19 protein-coding genes are annotated in these 17,310 nt (G+C 48.3%); 7 read left to right on the top strand and 12 right to left on the bottom strand.

Going from position 1 to position 17,310, the window contains the following annotated elements; genetic code table 11:
* The first annotated feature begins 74 nt into the window (after positions 1-74).
* Positions 75-602 carry a hypothetical protein gene (locus Q0101_RS08365; RefSeq protein WP_297944287.1) on the top strand — a complete coding sequence of 176 codons (528 nt, stop codon included), beginning with the start codon at positions 75-77 and terminating at the stop codon, positions 600-602.
* 296 nt (positions 603-898) lie between these two features.
* On the opposite strand, the gene Q0101_RS08360 is transcribed toward Q0101_RS08365, so the two are convergent.
* Both Q0101_RS08360 and ciaB read right to left on the bottom strand, forming a co-directional pair.
* On the bottom strand, positions 899-1,576 hold the full coding sequence (locus Q0101_RS08360) for a hypothetical protein (protein ID WP_297944284.1): 678 nt from the start codon (positions 1,574-1,576) through the stop codon (positions 899-901).
* Positions 1,577-1,648: 72 nt separating this feature from the next.
* Positions 1,649-3,463 (bottom strand): invasion protein CiaB, encoded by a 1,815-nt coding sequence (gene ciaB / locus Q0101_RS08355; RefSeq protein WP_297944282.1) that lies wholly within the window; start codon positions 3,461-3,463, stop codon positions 1,649-1,651.
* Between the two features lie 184 nt (positions 3,464-3,647).
* Between ciaB and Q0101_RS08350 the strand changes: the two genes are divergently transcribed.
* The gene (locus Q0101_RS08350; protein WP_291940280.1) at positions 3,648-4,067 is read left to right on the top strand and encodes an acyl-CoA thioesterase; all 420 of its coding nucleotides are present in this window, start codon (positions 3,648-3,650) and stop codon (positions 4,065-4,067) included.
* A 277-nt stretch (positions 4,068-4,344) separates the two neighbouring features.
* On the opposite strand, the gene Q0101_RS08345 is transcribed toward Q0101_RS08350, so the two are convergent.
* The 3 genes from Q0101_RS08345 to Q0101_RS08335 form a co-directional block, all read right to left on the bottom strand.
* On the bottom strand, positions 4,345-4,548 hold the full coding sequence (locus Q0101_RS08345; protein ID WP_297941994.1) for a hypothetical protein: 204 nt from the start codon (positions 4,546-4,548) through the stop codon (positions 4,345-4,347).
* A 73-nt stretch (positions 4,549-4,621) separates the two neighbouring features.
* Entirely contained in the window at positions 4,622-5,362 is a 741-nt protein-coding gene (locus tag Q0101_RS08340; protein ID WP_297944278.1) for an EI24 domain-containing protein, read from the bottom strand.
* Positions 5,363-5,742: 380 nt separating this feature from the next.
* Positions 5,743-6,432, bottom strand: a complete 690-nt coding sequence (locus tag Q0101_RS08335; RefSeq protein ID WP_297944275.1) for a dUTP diphosphatase — start codon at positions 6,430-6,432, stop codon at positions 5,743-5,745.
* A gap of 80 nt (positions 6,433-6,512) precedes the next feature.
* Between Q0101_RS08335 and Q0101_RS08330 the strand changes: the two genes are divergently transcribed.
* Positions 6,513-6,926 (top strand): hypothetical protein, encoded by a 414-nt coding sequence (locus tag Q0101_RS08330; RefSeq protein WP_177386822.1) that lies wholly within the window; start codon positions 6,513-6,515, stop codon positions 6,924-6,926.
* Positions 6,927-7,250: 324 nt separating this feature from the next.
* Here the strand turns inward: Q0101_RS08330 and Q0101_RS08325 are convergent, their stop codons facing one another.
* A complete protein-coding gene (locus tag Q0101_RS08325) occupies positions 7,251-7,460 on the bottom strand; it encodes a 4-oxalocrotonate tautomerase family protein (protein WP_295153095.1) in 210 nt (69 codons plus the stop codon).
* Positions 7,461-7,566: 106 nt separating this feature from the next.
* On the opposite strand from Q0101_RS08325, the gene luxS reads away from it, so the two are divergent.
* The 3 genes from luxS to Q0101_RS08310 all read left to right on the top strand — a co-directional run bounded on the left by luxS (position 7,567) and on the right by Q0101_RS08310 (position 10,619).
* Entirely contained in the window at positions 7,567-8,070 is a 504-nt protein-coding gene (luxS, locus tag Q0101_RS08320; protein WP_297944272.1) for an S-ribosylhomocysteine lyase, read from the top strand.
* A 589-nt stretch (positions 8,071-8,659) separates the two neighbouring features.
* On the top strand, positions 8,660-8,998 hold the full coding sequence (locus tag Q0101_RS08315; protein ID WP_297944269.1) for a cupin domain-containing protein: 339 nt from the start codon (positions 8,660-8,662) through the stop codon (positions 8,996-8,998).
* A 163-nt stretch (positions 8,999-9,161) separates the two neighbouring features.
* Positions 9,162-10,619: a DKNYY domain-containing protein gene (locus Q0101_RS08310; RefSeq protein WP_297944267.1), complete on the top strand. Its 1,458-nt coding sequence runs from the start codon at positions 9,162-9,164 to the stop codon at positions 10,617-10,619.
* A gap of 527 nt (positions 10,620-11,146) precedes the next feature.
* Here Q0101_RS08310 and mnmA read toward each other — a convergent pair.
* The 6 genes from mnmA to aroQ form a co-directional block, all read right to left on the bottom strand.
* Positions 11,147-12,178: a tRNA 2-thiouridine(34) synthase MnmA gene (mnmA, locus tag Q0101_RS08305; RefSeq protein ID WP_297944264.1), complete on the bottom strand. Its 1,032-nt coding sequence runs from the start codon at positions 12,176-12,178 to the stop codon at positions 11,147-11,149.
* Entirely contained in the window at positions 12,175-12,780 is a 606-nt protein-coding gene (locus Q0101_RS08300) for a TIGR00730 family Rossman fold protein (RefSeq protein ID WP_297944261.1), read from the bottom strand. Before Q0101_RS08300 ends, mnmA begins: the two co-directional genes overlap by 4 nt.
* 115 nt (positions 12,781-12,895) lie before the next feature.
* Positions 12,896-14,080, bottom strand: a complete 1,185-nt coding sequence (locus Q0101_RS08295) for a P-loop NTPase (protein ID WP_297944258.1) — start codon at positions 14,078-14,080, stop codon at positions 12,896-12,898.
* Positions 14,062-14,592, bottom strand: a complete 531-nt coding sequence (gene folK, locus Q0101_RS08290) for a 2-amino-4-hydroxy-6-hydroxymethyldihydropteridine diphosphokinase (protein ID WP_297944301.1) — start codon at positions 14,590-14,592, stop codon at positions 14,062-14,064. The genes Q0101_RS08295 and folK overlap by 19 nt, the downstream gene beginning before the upstream one ends.
* A 17-nt stretch (positions 14,593-14,609) precedes the next feature.
* Entirely contained in the window at positions 14,610-15,635 is a 1,026-nt protein-coding gene (locus Q0101_RS08285; RefSeq protein WP_297944255.1) for a M24 family metallopeptidase, read from the bottom strand.
* A 14-nt stretch (positions 15,636-15,649) separates the two neighbouring features.
* Positions 15,650-16,117, bottom strand: coding sequence for a type II 3-dehydroquinate dehydratase (gene aroQ, locus Q0101_RS08280; RefSeq protein WP_005869936.1), 468 nt, complete (start codon positions 16,115-16,117; stop codon positions 15,650-15,652).
* A 173-nt stretch (positions 16,118-16,290) separates the two neighbouring features.
* On the opposite strand from aroQ, the gene Q0101_RS08275 reads away from it, so the two are divergent.
* Positions 16,291-17,310 (top strand): aminofutalosine deaminase family hydrolase (locus Q0101_RS08275; protein WP_297944252.1); only part of this gene is annotated, 1,020 nt, incomplete at its 3' end.

Here is a 17,310-nt window from a genome sequence, read left to right as displayed (position 1 = left end):
TTTATCTCACGGAAGTTAATAGACGCAAATTTAAGGCAGCTTCGCTACAATTACGCAAAAATTAAAGGAAAAATATGAAAGTACGTATCACAAATCATGACGTCGATAACCTCAATAAATTTATGCTGCTTTACAGCAAAAAGGCGCGCAAGCAGCGCCTAGTAAGCACCTACGCCATACCGTTTGAGTTTTTGCTTATGGGCATCATCATCGACGGGCTTTTAAAGACGGCGCCGATTGCGAGCGTGGCGTCGGTTATTTTGGGTGCGGCGTGGCTTATTTTTTATCCGAAATTTTACCGCCGCATGCTAAGAAAACATCTCTCTGCCGCTAAGCTCGCGCAAGACTCGAGCACGGAGATGAGCTTCGTCGCGGACGACGAGACGATCTCGTTTTCAAAAGGCGAGCCACGCGCAAGCGAGAAATTTGCCGTGCGCTCGCTAAATCGAATCGCTGCGGGCGGGGAGAATTTTTTCTTGGCGTTTGATCGCGGCTTTCACATCGTCCTTCCCAAAAATGCCGAGACGGACGCCGCGGTGCAGCAGCTCGCGGATCTGCGCGGCTTGCAGATCGAATCCGTGGATATGGATGTTGAAATTTAGAGCTTTGCTTTTAAATTTAAGACTAGTAAAATTCGTGATATAAATTTAAAATTCTAGAATTCTGCCTTTGGAATTCGGGTTGCAGCGGCGTTTATTTGTAAAATTCCATTTAAATTTTTGTTCGTGATATCGTAATCTTGGGGCGGGAAGGGGGCTTGAATTGCGAGGTCGCTCCCCTTCCCGCCCCAAACCCCGCCCATCCCCCGACGACGCTATCGGTGCAGGCTGCGCCTGAGTTAAATTTAAGCTGCGGCTGGCGGCAAAATTTTGGCTAAAATTCTGCATTCAGCTTGCCGTTACGCCTCGCGCATCTCCTCTGCTAGGAGCTTTTTGTAGGTGCGCTTGAAATGAAACGCCCAAATTAGAGGAAAGATTATCTCCAACCCTTTCCAAAATACATATCCACCATACCAAAAAAAACATTTGCAAACCGCATAGCAAGCGACTACATAGCTTGTCCCAAAGACGGCACCCCAAGCTACTATTTCAGAGTCGGTCGTAACAACCCAGATCGCAATCAAATATATGAAAGCGCTTAATAACGCAGTCGGGAAAAACCAATTCAGAACTCCTAATTTCTGGTGATTTATATCCGCGCTAAGATAGCCCGCCACGCACGCGATGATGCATAGGGCGCATAAGATAGTGCGCAGCACGGCTAAATAGCGCAGCCCACGGGGTTGCATCGCGCCTTCGTGGTCGCTGTTTTCGCAGCTACTACTTTGGCTGTTTTTGCTGCCACGCCCCGCCACATAGACAAGATGTGCGCCCAGCGCTATGAAACACGCGCATGCTGCAAGGTCCCAAAATATGAAGTTACCGAAGATTGTCCCGCCCGAGCCATCATCGCCCGTAGGTCCTATTAAATAAGGCCACGAAATTTTCACTATGCAAAACATCGCCGCGAGCAAAATCGGATGCAGCGCAAGCCTGCCGCTTCGCAAATCAGAGAGTAAATTTTTAAAATATCCCATGCTTTCCCCTTAAAATTCCGCGGAATTTTACTAGCTTTCCATTATTTTAAGGCGCAGTTCAGAGCTGAAATTTTAAAGCCACTTTGCTCGCTCATTGCTAGGGTCCGTTTCGTTGCCGATCGCTTCGTAGCGCGAGTAGTAAAACTCCACAAACTCCCGCACCTGCGCCTCGCGCGGCAGATACACGCCGCCGCTAAGCTCCGCAAAGCGCGATAAAAATTCCACCGCGTCCTTTTTGTCGCAATAAAGCCGCGCCAGCTCCTCATAGTTTTGCAAGTACGCGGCTTTGAAGCTCTCATAGCCTGCGCTGTCAAATTTAACCGCCAGCCGCATGCCGTCAAATTTCAAAACGCCCGATGCGAAAAGCAAGCTCAGATGTATCAACGCCTCGCAGTAGTAGGGCTTGAGTTCCTCCACCTGCTGCCACGCGATGAGCCCCACGGCGCGGCGGATCAGCTCATCTAGCGCCGGCAGGCAAAACTCCGCCTCCTCGTGGAAAAAGAAGTTCACGAGCCCGCCAGTGGTCGCCTTGTACTCCTCGATGAGCTTGAAAAGCCCCGAGCGGTTCATGCGCGCCTCAGTGTCCGCGTCGATGAAAAATATATGCCCGAACTCATGCCCGATCGTCGATATTTCGTAGACGCGGCGCCAAATTTGCGGCTTTTTAAATAAAATTTCGCGTCCGAAATTTAGATACTCAAGGTCGAAAATTTCGCTGCTTAGCCGCATAAAAGGTCTAGCCTTGGCGCTTTCATAGACGAAATTTACGAAGGCGAAAATTTTCTTGCCGCAGTTGGTGCTTACGAATTCGTCGTTGGGCACGACCTGCGCCGAAAAGAGCCCGTTAAGATCGGCTCCGTAGTAGATCAGCGGCGCACAGACGTAAAGTTGGGTTTTGGCGATGTTTGAGAGCACGAGCGAGTGCATGACGGCGCCCTTTGCGCCGATTTTTTCATACGCACGCTCAAAACTCTCGCTTACGCGCGCTTTAAATTCCTCCGCGCTAAACTCATACGCGCCTGCAAGCCTGACGTCCCATTCCAGCGCGACTGCGTGCGTATAGGCGTCCTCGTAGTACTCAAGCGGATGCCCGATTTGAAGCGGCGTTTTTATATCCATCCACGCGATCTCCGCATCCCGCCACGCGCCGATCACCGCGCTGGCGTCCCTCTCGCAAAAGGCCTGCTTGAGCTTGCCTAGATACGCGACGTAAGCTAGCTCACTCTCATCTTCTGCAAGCGTCACCAAACGCTCCAAAAGATCGCCAAATTCGCTCTGCAGCTTCGCCGTCTCATCCGCAAAGGCCACGGCGTAGGGCACCATTTGGGATTTGCCCTCGCGCTGCACTATCGCGCCGTAGCAGCGCTCGCAGATCTCGCCGTGAGGCGTGCGCATAAACAGCTCCTCTTGCAGTAAAAATTCCTTCGCCTGCGCAAGCGAGCTAAATTCCTGCTGTAAGCGCTTGTTCGTGCCTTCGATAATTAGGGCTTGCCAGCTTTTTTGCATATCGCTTAGCACGAGCCCGATGCGGTGCACGCCCTTTAAAAGCTCCAGATAAAACGGCTGCAAAATCCCCTGCGCGCCGGCCTCGGCGATAAGAGCTGCGTGCATGCTCTCGTGTATTTCGCGCGTGAAATCATACATTTTGCTCTTTAGCTCGCGCTGGCGCGCCTCATCGTAGCCCAAGCGGCGAAATTCTTGCAGTAGCGGATCCTCTTTGAGACCCACGATTCGGCGTAGTACGGCTATGCGCGCAGTATCGCCAGACTCAAAGCCGCAGATCTCCAGCCCACGCGCGATCAGCTCGGCGTGCGGCTCGTCGTAGAGGGCGTTTAGTCGCGCCTTAGCGCTCGCTGCCATCTCGCTAAGTTTTACAAAATCGTTCATCGCGTATCCTTTTTGTCGTTTTATCGTCTTTTTACGAGCGGAATGTGTCTGCTTCGCGAGCAAAATTCCATCCTCGCATCCGCTTAAAATTTTAAAATTTCGACATAGATTTTTGCCGATTGTATCGAAAAAGTGTTAAATTTGCGCGGTTAAAATGCGAGATTTTTAAATTTAAGGAGTAAAAATGAGCGATTTAAACTTAGACGATTTCGGCGAGCCGCGCATCAAGGTCGTAGCGCTGCCTAAGGATACGAATAGCTCGGGCAATATTTTCGGCGGCTGGATACTAGCGCAGATCGATTTAGCGGGCGCGACGGCGGCGCGCGAGATAGCGCCCGAGCGGGTCGTGACGATCTCGATGCAGGAGGTAACTTTCAAGCAGCCCGTATTTATCGGCGATGTCATCAGCTGCTACGCAAAAGTATTAAGCGTAGGAAATACCTCTATCCGCGTGCAGATCGAGGTCGCAGCGCTACGACTGGGCGAGGATGGATTTCGCGAGTGTCTGCACGTAACCAGCGCGATCGCAACCTACGTAAGCGTGACCAAATTAGGCCAAAAAAAGCCGATCAGCGCAGAGATCAAGCGGCTGCACGGATTTTAAAATTTTTCAGACTTTAGTTTTAGCTCAAGGAATTTTAGCGTCAAGCTTATAACGCGAAAATTCTTATGTGGGATAAGCTTAGTGCACAGAATTTGCTGCGTAAAATTTTATAATTTTAAGCGCGGAATTTTGCTGTGCAGTATTTTGGCGGAAAATCTCGCAGGCGGAATTTTGGAATTTTGGAATTTTGGAATTTTGGAATTTTGGAATTTTGGAATTTTGCGGCGCGCAGATTAATAGACAAATTAAAACGCACCGCAGCAAGTGATGCTAGCAGCTAGTTTGTAGCGTCTTGGAGCTCTTCTTCGATCTCGGAGTTGCTTTTTACGACCATGCCTGAGCCGTGGATGACGCTAGGCATGCAGGATGTGCAGATATGCACCGTCTCGCCGTTTTTATGCGCCTTGATAAAGACCGCATTTTCATCGTCGCTACTTTTTAGCGAACAAATATTGCAAATGTAAATATCACCTGATTTCATAGAAATCCTTTCTTAAAAAATTTCGCACTATTTTATGAAAATTTCAAAATTTTTCATTGATTTTAGTTAATCTTTAGCGATTTTTATTGCGGGCGCTTTCGTCTATCAGCACTACGTGCGTCAAAAAGATGATGAAAAATAGCTGGAAAAATAATCCTACCAGCGGGATCAAACACAGCAGATAAAAAATAAAAGCGCTTAGGGCAAATTTATATCCGCCACCCATTTTATAAGAGCGCTCGAAGCTTTTCGCGCTTAACGCATTTGAAGCGACGTCGATTAGAACCAGCTTGTAATAGATATAAAAAAACGGCACGTTGATTATGAATAAATTTATTACCGGCACAAACAAAAGCACCGAACAGATAAATAAAATCACTAAAAATTTTAAAATTTCAAGAGCCGTTAGTTTCAACACTCGCGCCGTGCTCGCTTCATCCGCGCGGATTAGGTGGTAGTGGCGCGTGTTGATCTCTTTAGTAACTGCGGGCGTCAGAAAGGCTGCGATGATAAGCGCACAAAACACGCTAAGCATCAGCACCGCAAAGCTGGCAAACACCGAAAAAATCGCGCCGATAATCCACTTCGTAGCAGCAAAGCTTAGAATTTTTGCAATTACCGGGAAGCGCTGTTCGTCCAAGAAGCTAAAATCGCCGCTTTGCGCGCCCTGCGAAAGTGCGTCAAAAAGCTCTTTACCACCGAAAAACGCGAGCGTGCCTAAGATTATGAGCGAGCACATAAGCGGCAATAGCGAGAGCAAAATGAACTTTCGCGTAAAAAAATCCTGCTTTGCCAAATTAAAAATTCTACCCATGTATGCTCCTATTTGCGTTATTTTAGCGACTTTTGCGACGGAATTTGAGCTGAGCAATTTGGCTACCGCACGAAAGCGCCTCATTAATCCGCCCGCTTGGCTCATTCGCTTGCTTTAGCCGGCTCATCTTGCATTATAATACGAAATTTATGCTTTGATCGCTTGCCTGCGTTTAATCTGCTCATTTATAGTGTGTAAAGGGAGGCTAGATCTAGCTATGTTTTTACCTGTTGCGAATATTTATTTGCTTGCTGCGCGGAATTTTGCCACTTATAGATAAGCTGACATTGCGTAAAATTTTAGGTACAAAACTGCAGAATTCCAAATCAAAGCCCTTTTTTAAAATTTCAAAGGGAAATCTCGCGCGCAAACCCACGACTTCACTTCGTCGCGTCGTAGATCTTTTGCAATTGCTCGTAAATTTCGTTTGCGCTTACTGTGCCTTTTGATAGCACCTCGATTAGCACCTCGTTATCTTCAAGGTCTCCCCAGATTTTACGGTAGCTGCCCTCTTTGTAGCCGTGGTCTTGACGGAATTTATTCAGCACGTTTTTGCCGATATATTTTTCAAATAAAATATCGAGACTCACGCCGCATTTTAGCGCCACGCGGAAAAAATCGGTCAAAAGCTCGCCGATTTGCAGCTCAAATCCGCTTGTTTCGTGGATTATGAGCTCGATGTCGTTTACGATTTCGTAGATGCTGTATTCGCGCACATCGTAGGCGTAGGAGCTAAACTCCGCAAATCCGCTTACTGCCGTGACGTCGCTTACGATGTGGTCGATGTCTTTGCCGCCGTAATATTGCTCTAAAATATAGCTCATCACGAAGTGCCAAATATCAACGATCTCGATGACGATATTATTCACGTCCGGCGCTGCAGAGATATTTTTCCAATGCTTCCACGCAAAGCTATCGATAAGCTCTGCGCATTCCATGTAAATGCAGCGCTTCCAGTTGATAAGTTTGCCGTTTTTTGTATAGCCGTCCTCCCAGCCCACGCCGTTTGTTTCGTCGTTTAGGGCTTGCTGCATCAAAAACATCTCTTTTACTTTTTTATAATTTTCCATAAAAATTCTCCTAATTTTGGCTCGCGATTATAGCTAATAAAAGAAAATCATTGTATAATTTAGCAAAAAGGAGGCTTAAAATGTGTGCCGCTCAGGATAAATTCGACGAGTTTTTAGGCAGGATGAAACTTCTATCTCTCGGAGTTTTGCGCAATAATCTGCCATATTGTTGCAGTGCATTTTATGCCTACGATCCGCAAAATAAGGAGCTCATCATCGCAAGCGCGAGCGACTCCGAGCATATCAAAGCAGTCTTTGCCAACCGCGGAGTTGCGGCCACAGTTGCACTGGATACGAAATTTGTAGGTAGGATCAAAGGCGTGCAGATTTGCGGTCATATCCGTAGCGCGGATGAGCGCGAAACCTCGCTATATCTTAAGCGCTTCCCGTTTGCGCGCGCGATGGAGACTGATTTTTTTACTATCAGAATCGATTGGATGAAAATGACCGATAATACCCTAACTTTCGGCAAAAAACTAATTTGGGAGCGCTAGCTCGCTAAGAATATTGTCTATTTATATTTTGCGAAATTTTAAACTTTGCGAGGCTTAAATTTTATCTAGTAAGATTTTAAAACTTGCATAAATTCTATCTTGCCGGTTTTTTCAAAGAATTTCACCATTAGATCCGCTTTAAAATTTTCGCTCGGTTGGTTTTTTGGAATTTTGCAGCATAGAATTTAGCGTAAAATTTCATTTTGCAAGCGGGGATTATCGCAAATTTTATTCCCTTAAAAGCGGAGCCTGCCGCGTAGAATTTTGCATGAAAATTTTAAAATTCTAAAATTTAACTTTTCAAAGTTAGCTTGACGCGCGAGCTTAGCTCTGCCGCTCCCTGATTTCGCTTACTAGCCGCCCGCCAATCGCGTAGTCGTCAGTGGATATTTCGTCTATCGTCACGACCGTGGTTTTCTCGCCCCTGCCTAACACGGCTACCAGGGCATCGGTTAGGTCTTTTACGAGCTTTGCTTTTTGTTCGCGACTTAAGCCGCCACGTTCTTTGGTGATTTTGACGTTTATGTAGGGCATTAATTCTCCTTAAAATAAACGCAATTGTAGCCAAAATTTCGTCTGTGCGCCTGAAAGTGCGAAATTTTATGTTAAAATCGCCACGATCTGAATTTAAGGAGAAAATATGCCATTGTTAGATAGTTTTAAGGTCGATCATACCCGCATGAATGCCCCTGGCGTGCGGCTTGCAAAGAGCATGCGCACCAAAAGCGGCGATAAAATCAGCGTCTATGATCTGCGGTTTTGCCGCCCGAATTTAGAGATTATGAGTGAGCGCGGCACCCACACGCTGGAGCATCTTTTCGCGGGCTTCATGCGCGAGCATCTAAATAGCGCGGATGTCGAGATCATCGACATCTCGCCGATGGGGTGCCGCACGGGCTTTTATATGAGCGTGATCGGCGCGCCTAGCGAGAGTGCCGTCGCGGCGGCGTGGGGCGCGAGTATGAAGGATATTTTGGGCGTGGGCTCTCAAAAAGATATCCCCGAGCTGAATAAATTTCAGTGCGGCACCTTCGCGATGCACTCGCTAGCAGAAGCTAAACAGATCGCGCAAAACGTGCTAAATAAGGGTATCGGCGTAATCAAAAATGACGAGATCGCGCTGGATCCAAGCAAGATAAAATAGTTTTGAAATTTAAGAGATAGTGCAAAATTCTAACGCTATCTCTTTGAACTCCCGCTCGGCTCGTGATCAGTATGTTACGCGCTATAAAAACATTATCGTAAAATGTGCAAAAATTCGAGGTGCAAAAATGCGTATCTGCTAAAACAAGCCGGAGGTAGTAGCATCTATTTATAAGCCGATTTAGCTTTATAAACCGACTTGGCGCTTGCCGTAAAGTCTACGCCACGCGAGGTTTTTGATAAAAGCTACGATTTGGCTTTAAGCTGGGTGGTAAAAGCGCGCAAGCAAAGCTCATATCAAATTCAATAAATTTATCTCGTAGGCCGGCTTTAAATTTATAAGAATTTTTAAAATTTCGTCTTAAATTAAAGCCGAAATTCTATCCACAAATACCATGCTTATGCGTCTTCTTACTTTTAGATGCGATCTTCAATCCTCCAAAAAAATCGCACAGTGAAATGTGAATTTAAAATTTTTATTTAAGGTTATGTTGCGAGTTTGGCGCTTGAAATTTCACTTTCGCTGCACGAAAAGAATGCTAAAATTCCGCCGAAACCGCGCCGGATGCGGTGAACTTAAAGGAGCGAAAATGCAAAGAATTTTTCATATAAAAGATGCTATTTGTAGCGACGAGCGAGCCGTAAAAACGACATTTTTTACTACGAAGGCCACTTGCGGCGCGGTTTGGATCGTCAAACGCGGCCAGGTCGTAGCGCCGCATATTCACCCAGACGGCGATGACGTGTGGATCTGCTTAAGCGGACGCGGCGTGTTTTATCCGAGCAAGGGCGAGGAGGTGCCGATCTGTGCGGGTGATCTAATCATTTCCAAAAGCGGAGAGTGCCACGGTATGAAAAATACGGGCGATGAGGACTTTGTGTTTGCAAGCGTTACGGCACCGATTCCGTGCGGCTACGAAGCGATTTGAATTAAAATTCGCCAGAGATTTTGTGGCGTTCGTAAAATAAATTAGCGCCGCAAAGAGTTGAATCAGAATTTGCCCGTAGCGTTAAATTTCATAAATTTAGCCGCGCTTTTGTACAATTTCAAGTGCCGCGCAATCTGCGGCGAGATTAAATTTGAGGCAAAAGATGTATGAGGATTTTACGCAAGAGCCAAAGGATGAGCGCGCACAAAAGAAGCACAAAGCTAGGGCGCGCAAGGCGGAAGCAGATCGTAAACCGGTGCAAGACGGGCCTAGAGGCATGCCGCTTTGGCGTAAGATCATGCTTGGCGCGACATTTGCATTTGCGGCTTTTAGCGCGCTCGCTCTGTTTGCGGTTATAAATTCCGCAGACGACTACTCGCCGCGGGACGACGAGCAGATCAAATACAGCGATTTTTACAAAAAAGGAGATGAAATTTACGCCCTCGTGGTGGGTGCGGGCTATTTTGCGATGCAGGGCGCGGATGCGGCGAGCTTTCGGGTTTTGGATTTCGGCTCCGGCTATCGCTCTAACGTCGCGGCGGATAAAAACGCCGTATATTGCGGCAATATCGCGATGAGCGAGCTAGAGCCCGCGCGCACGAAAGCCGTGGCGTTCGGATACGTAAGCGACGGACGGATCAGCTATTTTTGCGACGGCGAGGCGGTGTGGAACGACGCGCTGGGAGCTCTTAAGCTTACTTATGAAACCTTGGCGCATATCTTTTGGGATGCACCCAAGCCGCAAAGCTACGTTTATAAATTTAAGCGAATCGACGCTACGGATCTGCGCCAAATCGTGGGCGTGTATTACGCTGCGCAGGGCTCTCGCGCGTTTTATAAAGGAGAAGTTTTGCCGGGCGCGGATGCCGCGAGCCTGCGCCAGATAGAGGGAAGCGATGGGCGCGCTAGCGACGTTTATGCCGCGGACGGCGCGAACGTGTATTTTAAAAACCTGCGCCTAGATGCGCGGGATAACGGCGGGCATTACGAACTTTTGAGGCAGTGGTTGGACTATTTTTTGTGGGATGCGAAAGGCGGCGACGTTTTTGCGAACGATTTAAAATTTGACCCAGCTGCCGCGCCCTATACTCCGCTAAATAGGCAGCTTGCGCATTCAAACCATCTGCTTTTTGCCTCCCTTGGCGGCATCTATTATTTCGACGAGAATGACGGAAAGCAAAAGCGCGCGGCAGACAATCCCTTTGCGGGCGAAGTTCGCGCGCTTAGTGGCAGCGTGTTTCAAAGCGGCGAGCGAATATATTTTTTAGAAGGCACCGAAGTTTGGGGCGGCGGCCGCAGCACTCGCAGGCTGGTCGCTCGCAAAAGCGGGCTTTTCGCGCTCGAGCTGCCGCACGAGTGGCGCAGAGTCGGCGGCGTGCACGGCGGGCTATACGGCTGGGTCTATTCAAACGGCGGGCGATTTTTCTACTTCGACGATCTGGGCTCTTCGCAGTTGATAGATCGCTGCATTTATGAGATCAGGAATCTAGACTTGGTTGAAATTTTGCTTCAAAAAAGCAGCTTTGGCACGAGTAAAATTCGCGAGATGATAAAGAGCGGCGGGCTTAAGGCGGTGGACGGCGAGCTGCTTTTTGAGGTAAAGACGCGAGTGGAATTTTAGGGCGATTTGAGCACAATTCGAGCGCAGAAAGCGCTGCTAAATTTTAAAATTTGATTTTATTTCGGCATAAATTTTTAAAATTTAAATGTAGTCGTGGGCTCTAGCGCAGGTTTAGAAATTTCATCGCAAATTCCTTTAGAGGGAGCGCGCAAATTTCGTTTCGCGCCGTCGCGACGACGCGCGAAATATTTTATATCGGTCGCGATTTTTGCGTCACGGCGCGCTTTGATAAGACGTCGCCGTAAATTTTATTTTAGCGCCGCAACTTTCGTAAATTTCGCTAGCAGTGCAGGTAACACAGCGACAGAGCGTAAATTTAAAAGCCTCAATCGTAAAGCTACGCGCATAAAATTTGCGCGCCGAGCTTGCGAGATGAAATTTAAAATCGTGGACTCAAAAGCGCAAATTTCTTTTTCTATATAAAATTTAGCAGAGCAAGTGCAGATCAAGCGGCGCGATTAAAGCGCTATTTTGCGAGCAGACGAGCCCCAAGCGGCGCCAAAAGCGAGCATAGGATACGAGAAACGTTATTTTATAAATCCGCTTGCTACTACGCGGTCGCGCTCGTCGTAGAAAACCGCGAGCTGTGCTGGAGCGATGCCCGCTGCGGGCGCAGACAGCACGGCATGTACCCCGCCCCCTTCGCGAGGCGAAATTTTAACGGGGAGTTTGGCGCTGCGGTAGCGGATCTTAACGCCGAGGCCCGCCATATTTAAAATTTCATCCCTGCTTAAAAAGGCGTTAAAATTTTCGGTGTCGAACTCGTAGGTCGCCAGCTCCTCCTTGCCGCCCACGACGATCTCGTTTTTATGCGGGTCGATGCTTAGCACGAAGTGCGGCTCATGCGCGCCGTGCACCGTAAAACCGCGGCGCTTGCCGATCGTGTAGTGCATATAGCCCTCGTGAGTGCCGATGGCGTTGCCCGCGCGGTCGCGCACGATGCCAGGCATTTTGGTGCCCGTATGACGGTTCAAAACGTCGATGTAGGTGGTGTCCACAAAGCAGATCTCGCTACTTTCGCTCGCAGAGGCGATCTGTGAAAGCTCCGTATAGGCGCGCGCAGCCTCTTTGACATCCTTTTTATACATCCCTCCAAGCGGAAAGAGCATAAATTTAAGCGCGACAGGATCGATGTTTGCTAAAAAATAGCTCTGATCTTTGCTAAGATCTACAGCGGCTTTTAAAAGCCCGTCCTCGATACGGACGTAATGCCCCGTAGCTAGGCGCTCAAAGCCCTGCTCGCGTGCAAATTCCAAGAGCTTACCGAGCTTTATGCGGCGGTTACACAGCGCGCACGGATTTGGCGTAAGACCGCCGATATAGGCCTGCACGAAGGGCTCGTAAACGTCGCGATTAAAATCCTTCTGCAGATCCAAAATGTGGATTTTAATACCTAAAAACTCGCCCACCTTGCGGACTTTGGCGATGTTTGCCTCGTGATAGCCCGGCTTTGCGTGCAGCTTCATATAGCAGCCCTCTATCTCGTGGCCCGCGTCTTGTAGCAGCTTCGCGCACATAGAGCTATCCACGCCGCCGCTCATCGCGACTAAAATTTTCATTCGTTCTCCTTACGTCGCACGTCCGTTAAAATTTCATCCACGCTGTCACAGAGCTTAAAATTTTGCAGATCGCTTTCGTTTATCGCGCCAGATTTTAGCAGCGAAGTGCGGAAAAACTCCATCAAAGGCGCGTAAAATTCCTCGTCGTAAAGATAGATCTGTGCGCGCTTAAAGCCCGTCTGCACCAGCACTAAAATTTCAAAAAACTCATCCAGCGTCCCAAATCCGCCCGGAAAGATGACGAAAATTTCGCTGTTTTCGATGAGAGCGCCTTTGCGTGGTGCAAATGCTGAAAATTTCGCCCCCTGCGTCAAAAAGCCGTTGCTTTTTTGCTCAAACGGCAGCATGATGTTAAAGCCCACGCTGTGCGTCCTTGCCCTCGCAAATGCGCCTCGGTTGGCGCCTTGCATAATGCCGCCACCGCCTCCGGTGATGATCGAGTATCCTAAATCAGCGAGTCCCTCGCAGAGCTTTTGCGCGTCTTTTACGTAGCGATTATCCTCGCTAAAGCGTGCCGAGCCGAAGATCGTGGCGCTTTTGCCCACGTTTTTGAGATTGTCGCGGGCGATTTTGATGTCTTTTAAAATTTCTTTTATCTGCATGATTAATCTATCTTTTTCATATATATTTTAAAATTTTGGCTTTTAGCTTAGCATTAAATTTTTAAATTTAGCCTTAAAATAGCGGATTGTAGCTATTTTAAAATTTCATTGTAAATCATACTAGGTTGCTAAGCTTTCGTAAAAATCCGCCGACGCCGCGGTAAGCGCTCATATCGATAGGCTCGCAGCCCTGCTTGCCCAAAAATCGCGAGACGCTCTGTCTAAGCGCGATGGTAGCGGGCGAAAACGGATAGTGTGAGTTAAAAAGCGCGCGATTTTGTGAGCAGACGGCTACTTGTTTGCAAAACGGCACAAAGCCTAGCAGTTTAAAGCCCAACTCGCTTATATTGCGGTGCGCGACCGACTTTAGATTGTCGTAGATCATCACGGCATCATCCTCGCTCGCGGTGAAATTTAGCAAAAACAAAACCTCTTTTTTGCTCGCCCCAAGCGTCTTTAAAAGCGCGTAGGTGTTGCTGATCGAGCAGGGTTCGTTCGCGCACAGCACGATATTTTCGTCGCCGATGCTCAAAAAATCTCCGAGATACTCAAGCCCCGCATCGATCAAAATAAAATCGAAGATTCCCGCCTCTTTCAGCTCGCTTGCGAAGCGAGCGGGGCTTTCGTGAGCTTTTGCGTTTGCGGAATTTCCGGCTTTTTCGGGATTTGATGAGCGGGCGGAATTTTTCTTTTCATCTTCACTTGCGGAATTTTGAGAATTCTCGTCAGGGATTGAATTTTGCTTGGTGAAATCGTCACTTTTAAAATTTTCTAGACTTTCTGATTCTGCAAAATTCCATCTATCTTCGCAATTTTGCGGCTTTTTGGCTGCACAATTCGTAGAATTTTTTGCAGCGTTTGTCATTGAATTTGCAGCGGCGGAATTTTCTGAGTTGTTTTTGCCATCAGAGCTCGTGAGTTTTTGCGCGTAATTGTGCGAGCCGCCACTTTCGTCGCCTCCCCGATTTTGTGCGCTATCCGTAGAATTTTGCATGACGCAATCGTCCGCGCTAGAGCTTGCGTTTTTGATAGAATTTTGCGAGGACGCGGGATTTTGTGAAGCAAGCGCGGGCGAGACGAGAGTTAAATTTTGAGAAATTTTTACCGCGACGGCGCTTGGCAGCGAAATCCTCTTTCTTTGCAAAGCGTTTAAGATGATCTCTTGATTGTTTAAATTCGGAGCTTCGATGATCGCCGTGCGGTAGCCCTGCTCGCTTAGAATTTCGGCGAAATTTGCTGCAATCACGCTCTTGCCGACTCCGCCCTTGGCGCTTAAAAAATTTACGATTTTAGTTTGCATATCAGTCCTCTTTTAAATTTCATCTCTCCAAGTGGCAAAATCACGCTTATGCGCTCGCAAACACCAGGATGCGGCAGCGCGAGCCGTTCGCAGGCACGCACCTTTGCGCTTGCATATAAAATATCCACGTCCAGCGTGCGCGGCGCGTTTTTGAAGCTCCGTTTACGCCCAAATCGTAGCTCCGCGCGCTGCATGATTTTAAGCAATGTAAGCGGTGGCAGAGAGCTTTGCACGAGCATCACGGCGTTTAAAAAATTTTCCTGTCGCAAAAAGCCGAACGGCTTGTTTTTTAAGATTGGAGAATTTTGCGCTACGAAAAAGCGCGCATCGCTTTGTAAAGTGCGATAAAATCGCTCGAAGCGTCGCCTGACATCTCCTAAATTCCCGCCGAGTCCAAGTAGGTATAAATTTTTAAAATTTCCGCGCTCGCGGCGCCTCATCGGAAAAACGGCGCTTTTTACGACGCACAGCGCGTCCGCGCACTCGTAAAATTCGTTTTTCTTAAGTTGCATGTTCACCCGAGCTACTCTCATAAAATTTCAGCCCCGTTTTCGCGCACGACCACGACGTCCTCGATGCGCACGCCAAATTCGCCGGGCAAGTAAATCCCGGGTTCCACGCTAAAGACCATGCCCTCTTTTAGCACGGTATCTCCGCGCTTTGAGATGAACGGAAGCTCGTGGATATCGACTCCGACGCCGTGTCCGGTGCTGTGAAAAAATGCTTCGCCAAAGCCCTGAGCGGCGATAAAATCCCTAGCCGCCGCATCGATCTCGCTCGCCTTTTTACCGGGCATAACCGCCGCGATCGCCAGAGCTTGCGCTTCTTTTACGATCTCGTAAATTTCTTGCCGTTTGCCGTTTTTAAAATTTTGCTCCTTGCTGAAGTTAAAATTTTCGTCAAAGTACGCCGTGCGCGTCCTATCGGAGCAGTAACGGTTAAATTTAATCCCCGCGTCAAGCAGGAGTAAATCGCCCTGTCGCAAACGTTTTTTACCGGGCAGAGCGTGCGCCTTTGCGGCGTTTTCGTTGATCGCGACGATAGGCGAAAAGCTAAGCGCGAGCTCGCCTTTTTTCTTAAAGATGAGCTCGGCGTTAAAAAACAGCTCTTCTTCGCTCATGCCTTCGCCCTCGGCGCGCACGAACGCGGCAAATTCGTCAAATCTTTCCGCGCCCAGCTGCGCCGCTTGCTTTAAAATTTTTATCTCATCTTCGGTTTTAATTATGCGCGAAATTTGCGAAAAATTCGCCCGCGCCTTAAATCTTATCCCAAGCCCTTTGCTAAGCGCCTCCCACTCGCCCGCGCTAAAATCGTACGGGTTGTAGCCAAGCTCCTTTACGCCCGCCTTTCGCAAAAACAGCCGCGCGTCTTTTATCAAATTTCGCTCGACCTCGATCACTTCGGTATCTTTGCAAAGCTCGCACGCCTCGATGCTATAACGCGCATCGGTGAGGAAAAATTTGCGCCCACCAAGACTTAGAAATATCGCGTTGTCGCAGCTGTATCCGCACTCGTGGTAAACAGCGTTTTCGTCCTTTAGGATAAAATTTTTCAAATTTAATCCCAAACTTATTTGGCTTTCTGTTCGGCTCTGGCAGCTTTGATCTGCTCAAAAATTTGAATCATTCCGATCATCGCCAGATGGTATCCCACGGGACCGAAACCGATGATCTGACCCGCAGTCACGGGTGCTATTAGACTTTTTTGTCTAAGTTCCTCCCTGCGAGCGATGTTTGAGATATGCACCTCGATCACGGGCAGACTGACTGCGGCAAGCGCATCGCGGATAGCGAGCGAAGTGTGCGTGTAGGCGGCGGGATTGATGATGATGCCGTCGCAAGTGCCGAAGCACTCTTGGATCTTATCGACGATCTCGCCTTCGAAATTACTCTGGAAAAACTCGATCTCGTTGCCGCTCTGATCGGCGACCGCCTTCATCTGTTTGTGGATGTCCTCCATCTTCATAACCCCGTAAATAGCGGGCTCGCGCATACCGAGCATATTGATATTCGGTCCTTGAATTACCATAATTTTCATTTTTACGTCCTTAGTTTTGAAATTTAAGCGAAAATTATAACCAAAGCGAGCTTATTTTTTACTATGACGCCAAATTTGCCCGCTCAAGCCCAAGCGATAAAATTTTATCTCTAAATTTAGCGCGGAAGAGAATTTTATGCTAAAATCACGCGCTGTTTTAGATAAGGAAAACGATGAGAATTTTAAGGGCGAAGTGGGTTCTTGTCTGCGATGAGAATTTTAAAATTTTAAAAGAGGGCGCGATCGTCTTTGACGAGAAAATAATCGAGGTCTGCGCCTTTGCGAGTGCGGCGCGCAAATATCCGCAAGCCGAAATTTTAGACTTTAGCGGCGACATAGCGATGCCTGCGTTTATAAATCCGCACGTGCATTTGGAATTTAGCGCAAACAAAGGCACGCTGCGCTACGGCGATTTTTTGGATTGGCTAGGCAGCGTCATCGCCTCAAGGCAGCAGCTGGACGCTGCAGCGCGCGGACGGCTGATCTTGGAGCAGATCGCCGCGATGATGCGAAGCGGCGTGGGTACGATCGGCGAAATTTCAAGCTTCGGCGGCGAGGCTGAAGCTTGCGCGCAAAGCGGCATTAGAACCGTGTTTTTCAATGAAATTTTAGGCGCGAGCAAGGACGCTGCGGCGGAGAATATTTTGAAATTTAAGCAGCATTTTGAGCGCGCAAAGGAGCTTGCGAGCTCGCTTTTTATCCCTGCCGTGTCGGTGCACTCGCCGTATTCGACGCACCCGCAGATTACGGAGTTTGCGACCAGGCTTGCCCGCGAAAACGGGTTTGCTATAAGCACGCATTTTATGGAGAGCGCTTACGAGCGGCAGTGGCTGCGCACGGGCAGCGGTAAGCTTAAAACCTGGCTTTCTAAATTTAATCCTGCGCCCGCGCCTTTTTACTCGCCGCAGAGCTTCGTAGCGCATTTCAGCGGGCTGCGCACGCTTTTTACGCATTGCGTTTGGGTGGATGATTTTAGCATCTTTGATCCGAAGCTCCACTCGATCACGCACTGCGCGCGCTCCAACCGCCTGCTTAGTAAAAGGCGGCTAAGCTTTAAAAAGCTTCTCGCAAGCGGGCTTAATTACAACATCGCTACCGACGGGCTTAGCTCGAATTTCAGTCTAAGCTTTTTAGACGAGCTGCGTGCAAATTCAATGATGCACGACGAGCTGGATTTGGCAGAGCTGGCGCGA

This window comes from uncultured Campylobacter sp. (assembly GCF_937921625.1).
GTDB lineage: Bacteria > Campylobacterota > Campylobacteria > Campylobacterales > Campylobacteraceae > Campylobacter_B.
The sequence above is the reverse complement of the archived record's forward strand: the minus strand, read 5'-3'. Positions and strand labels throughout refer to the sequence as shown.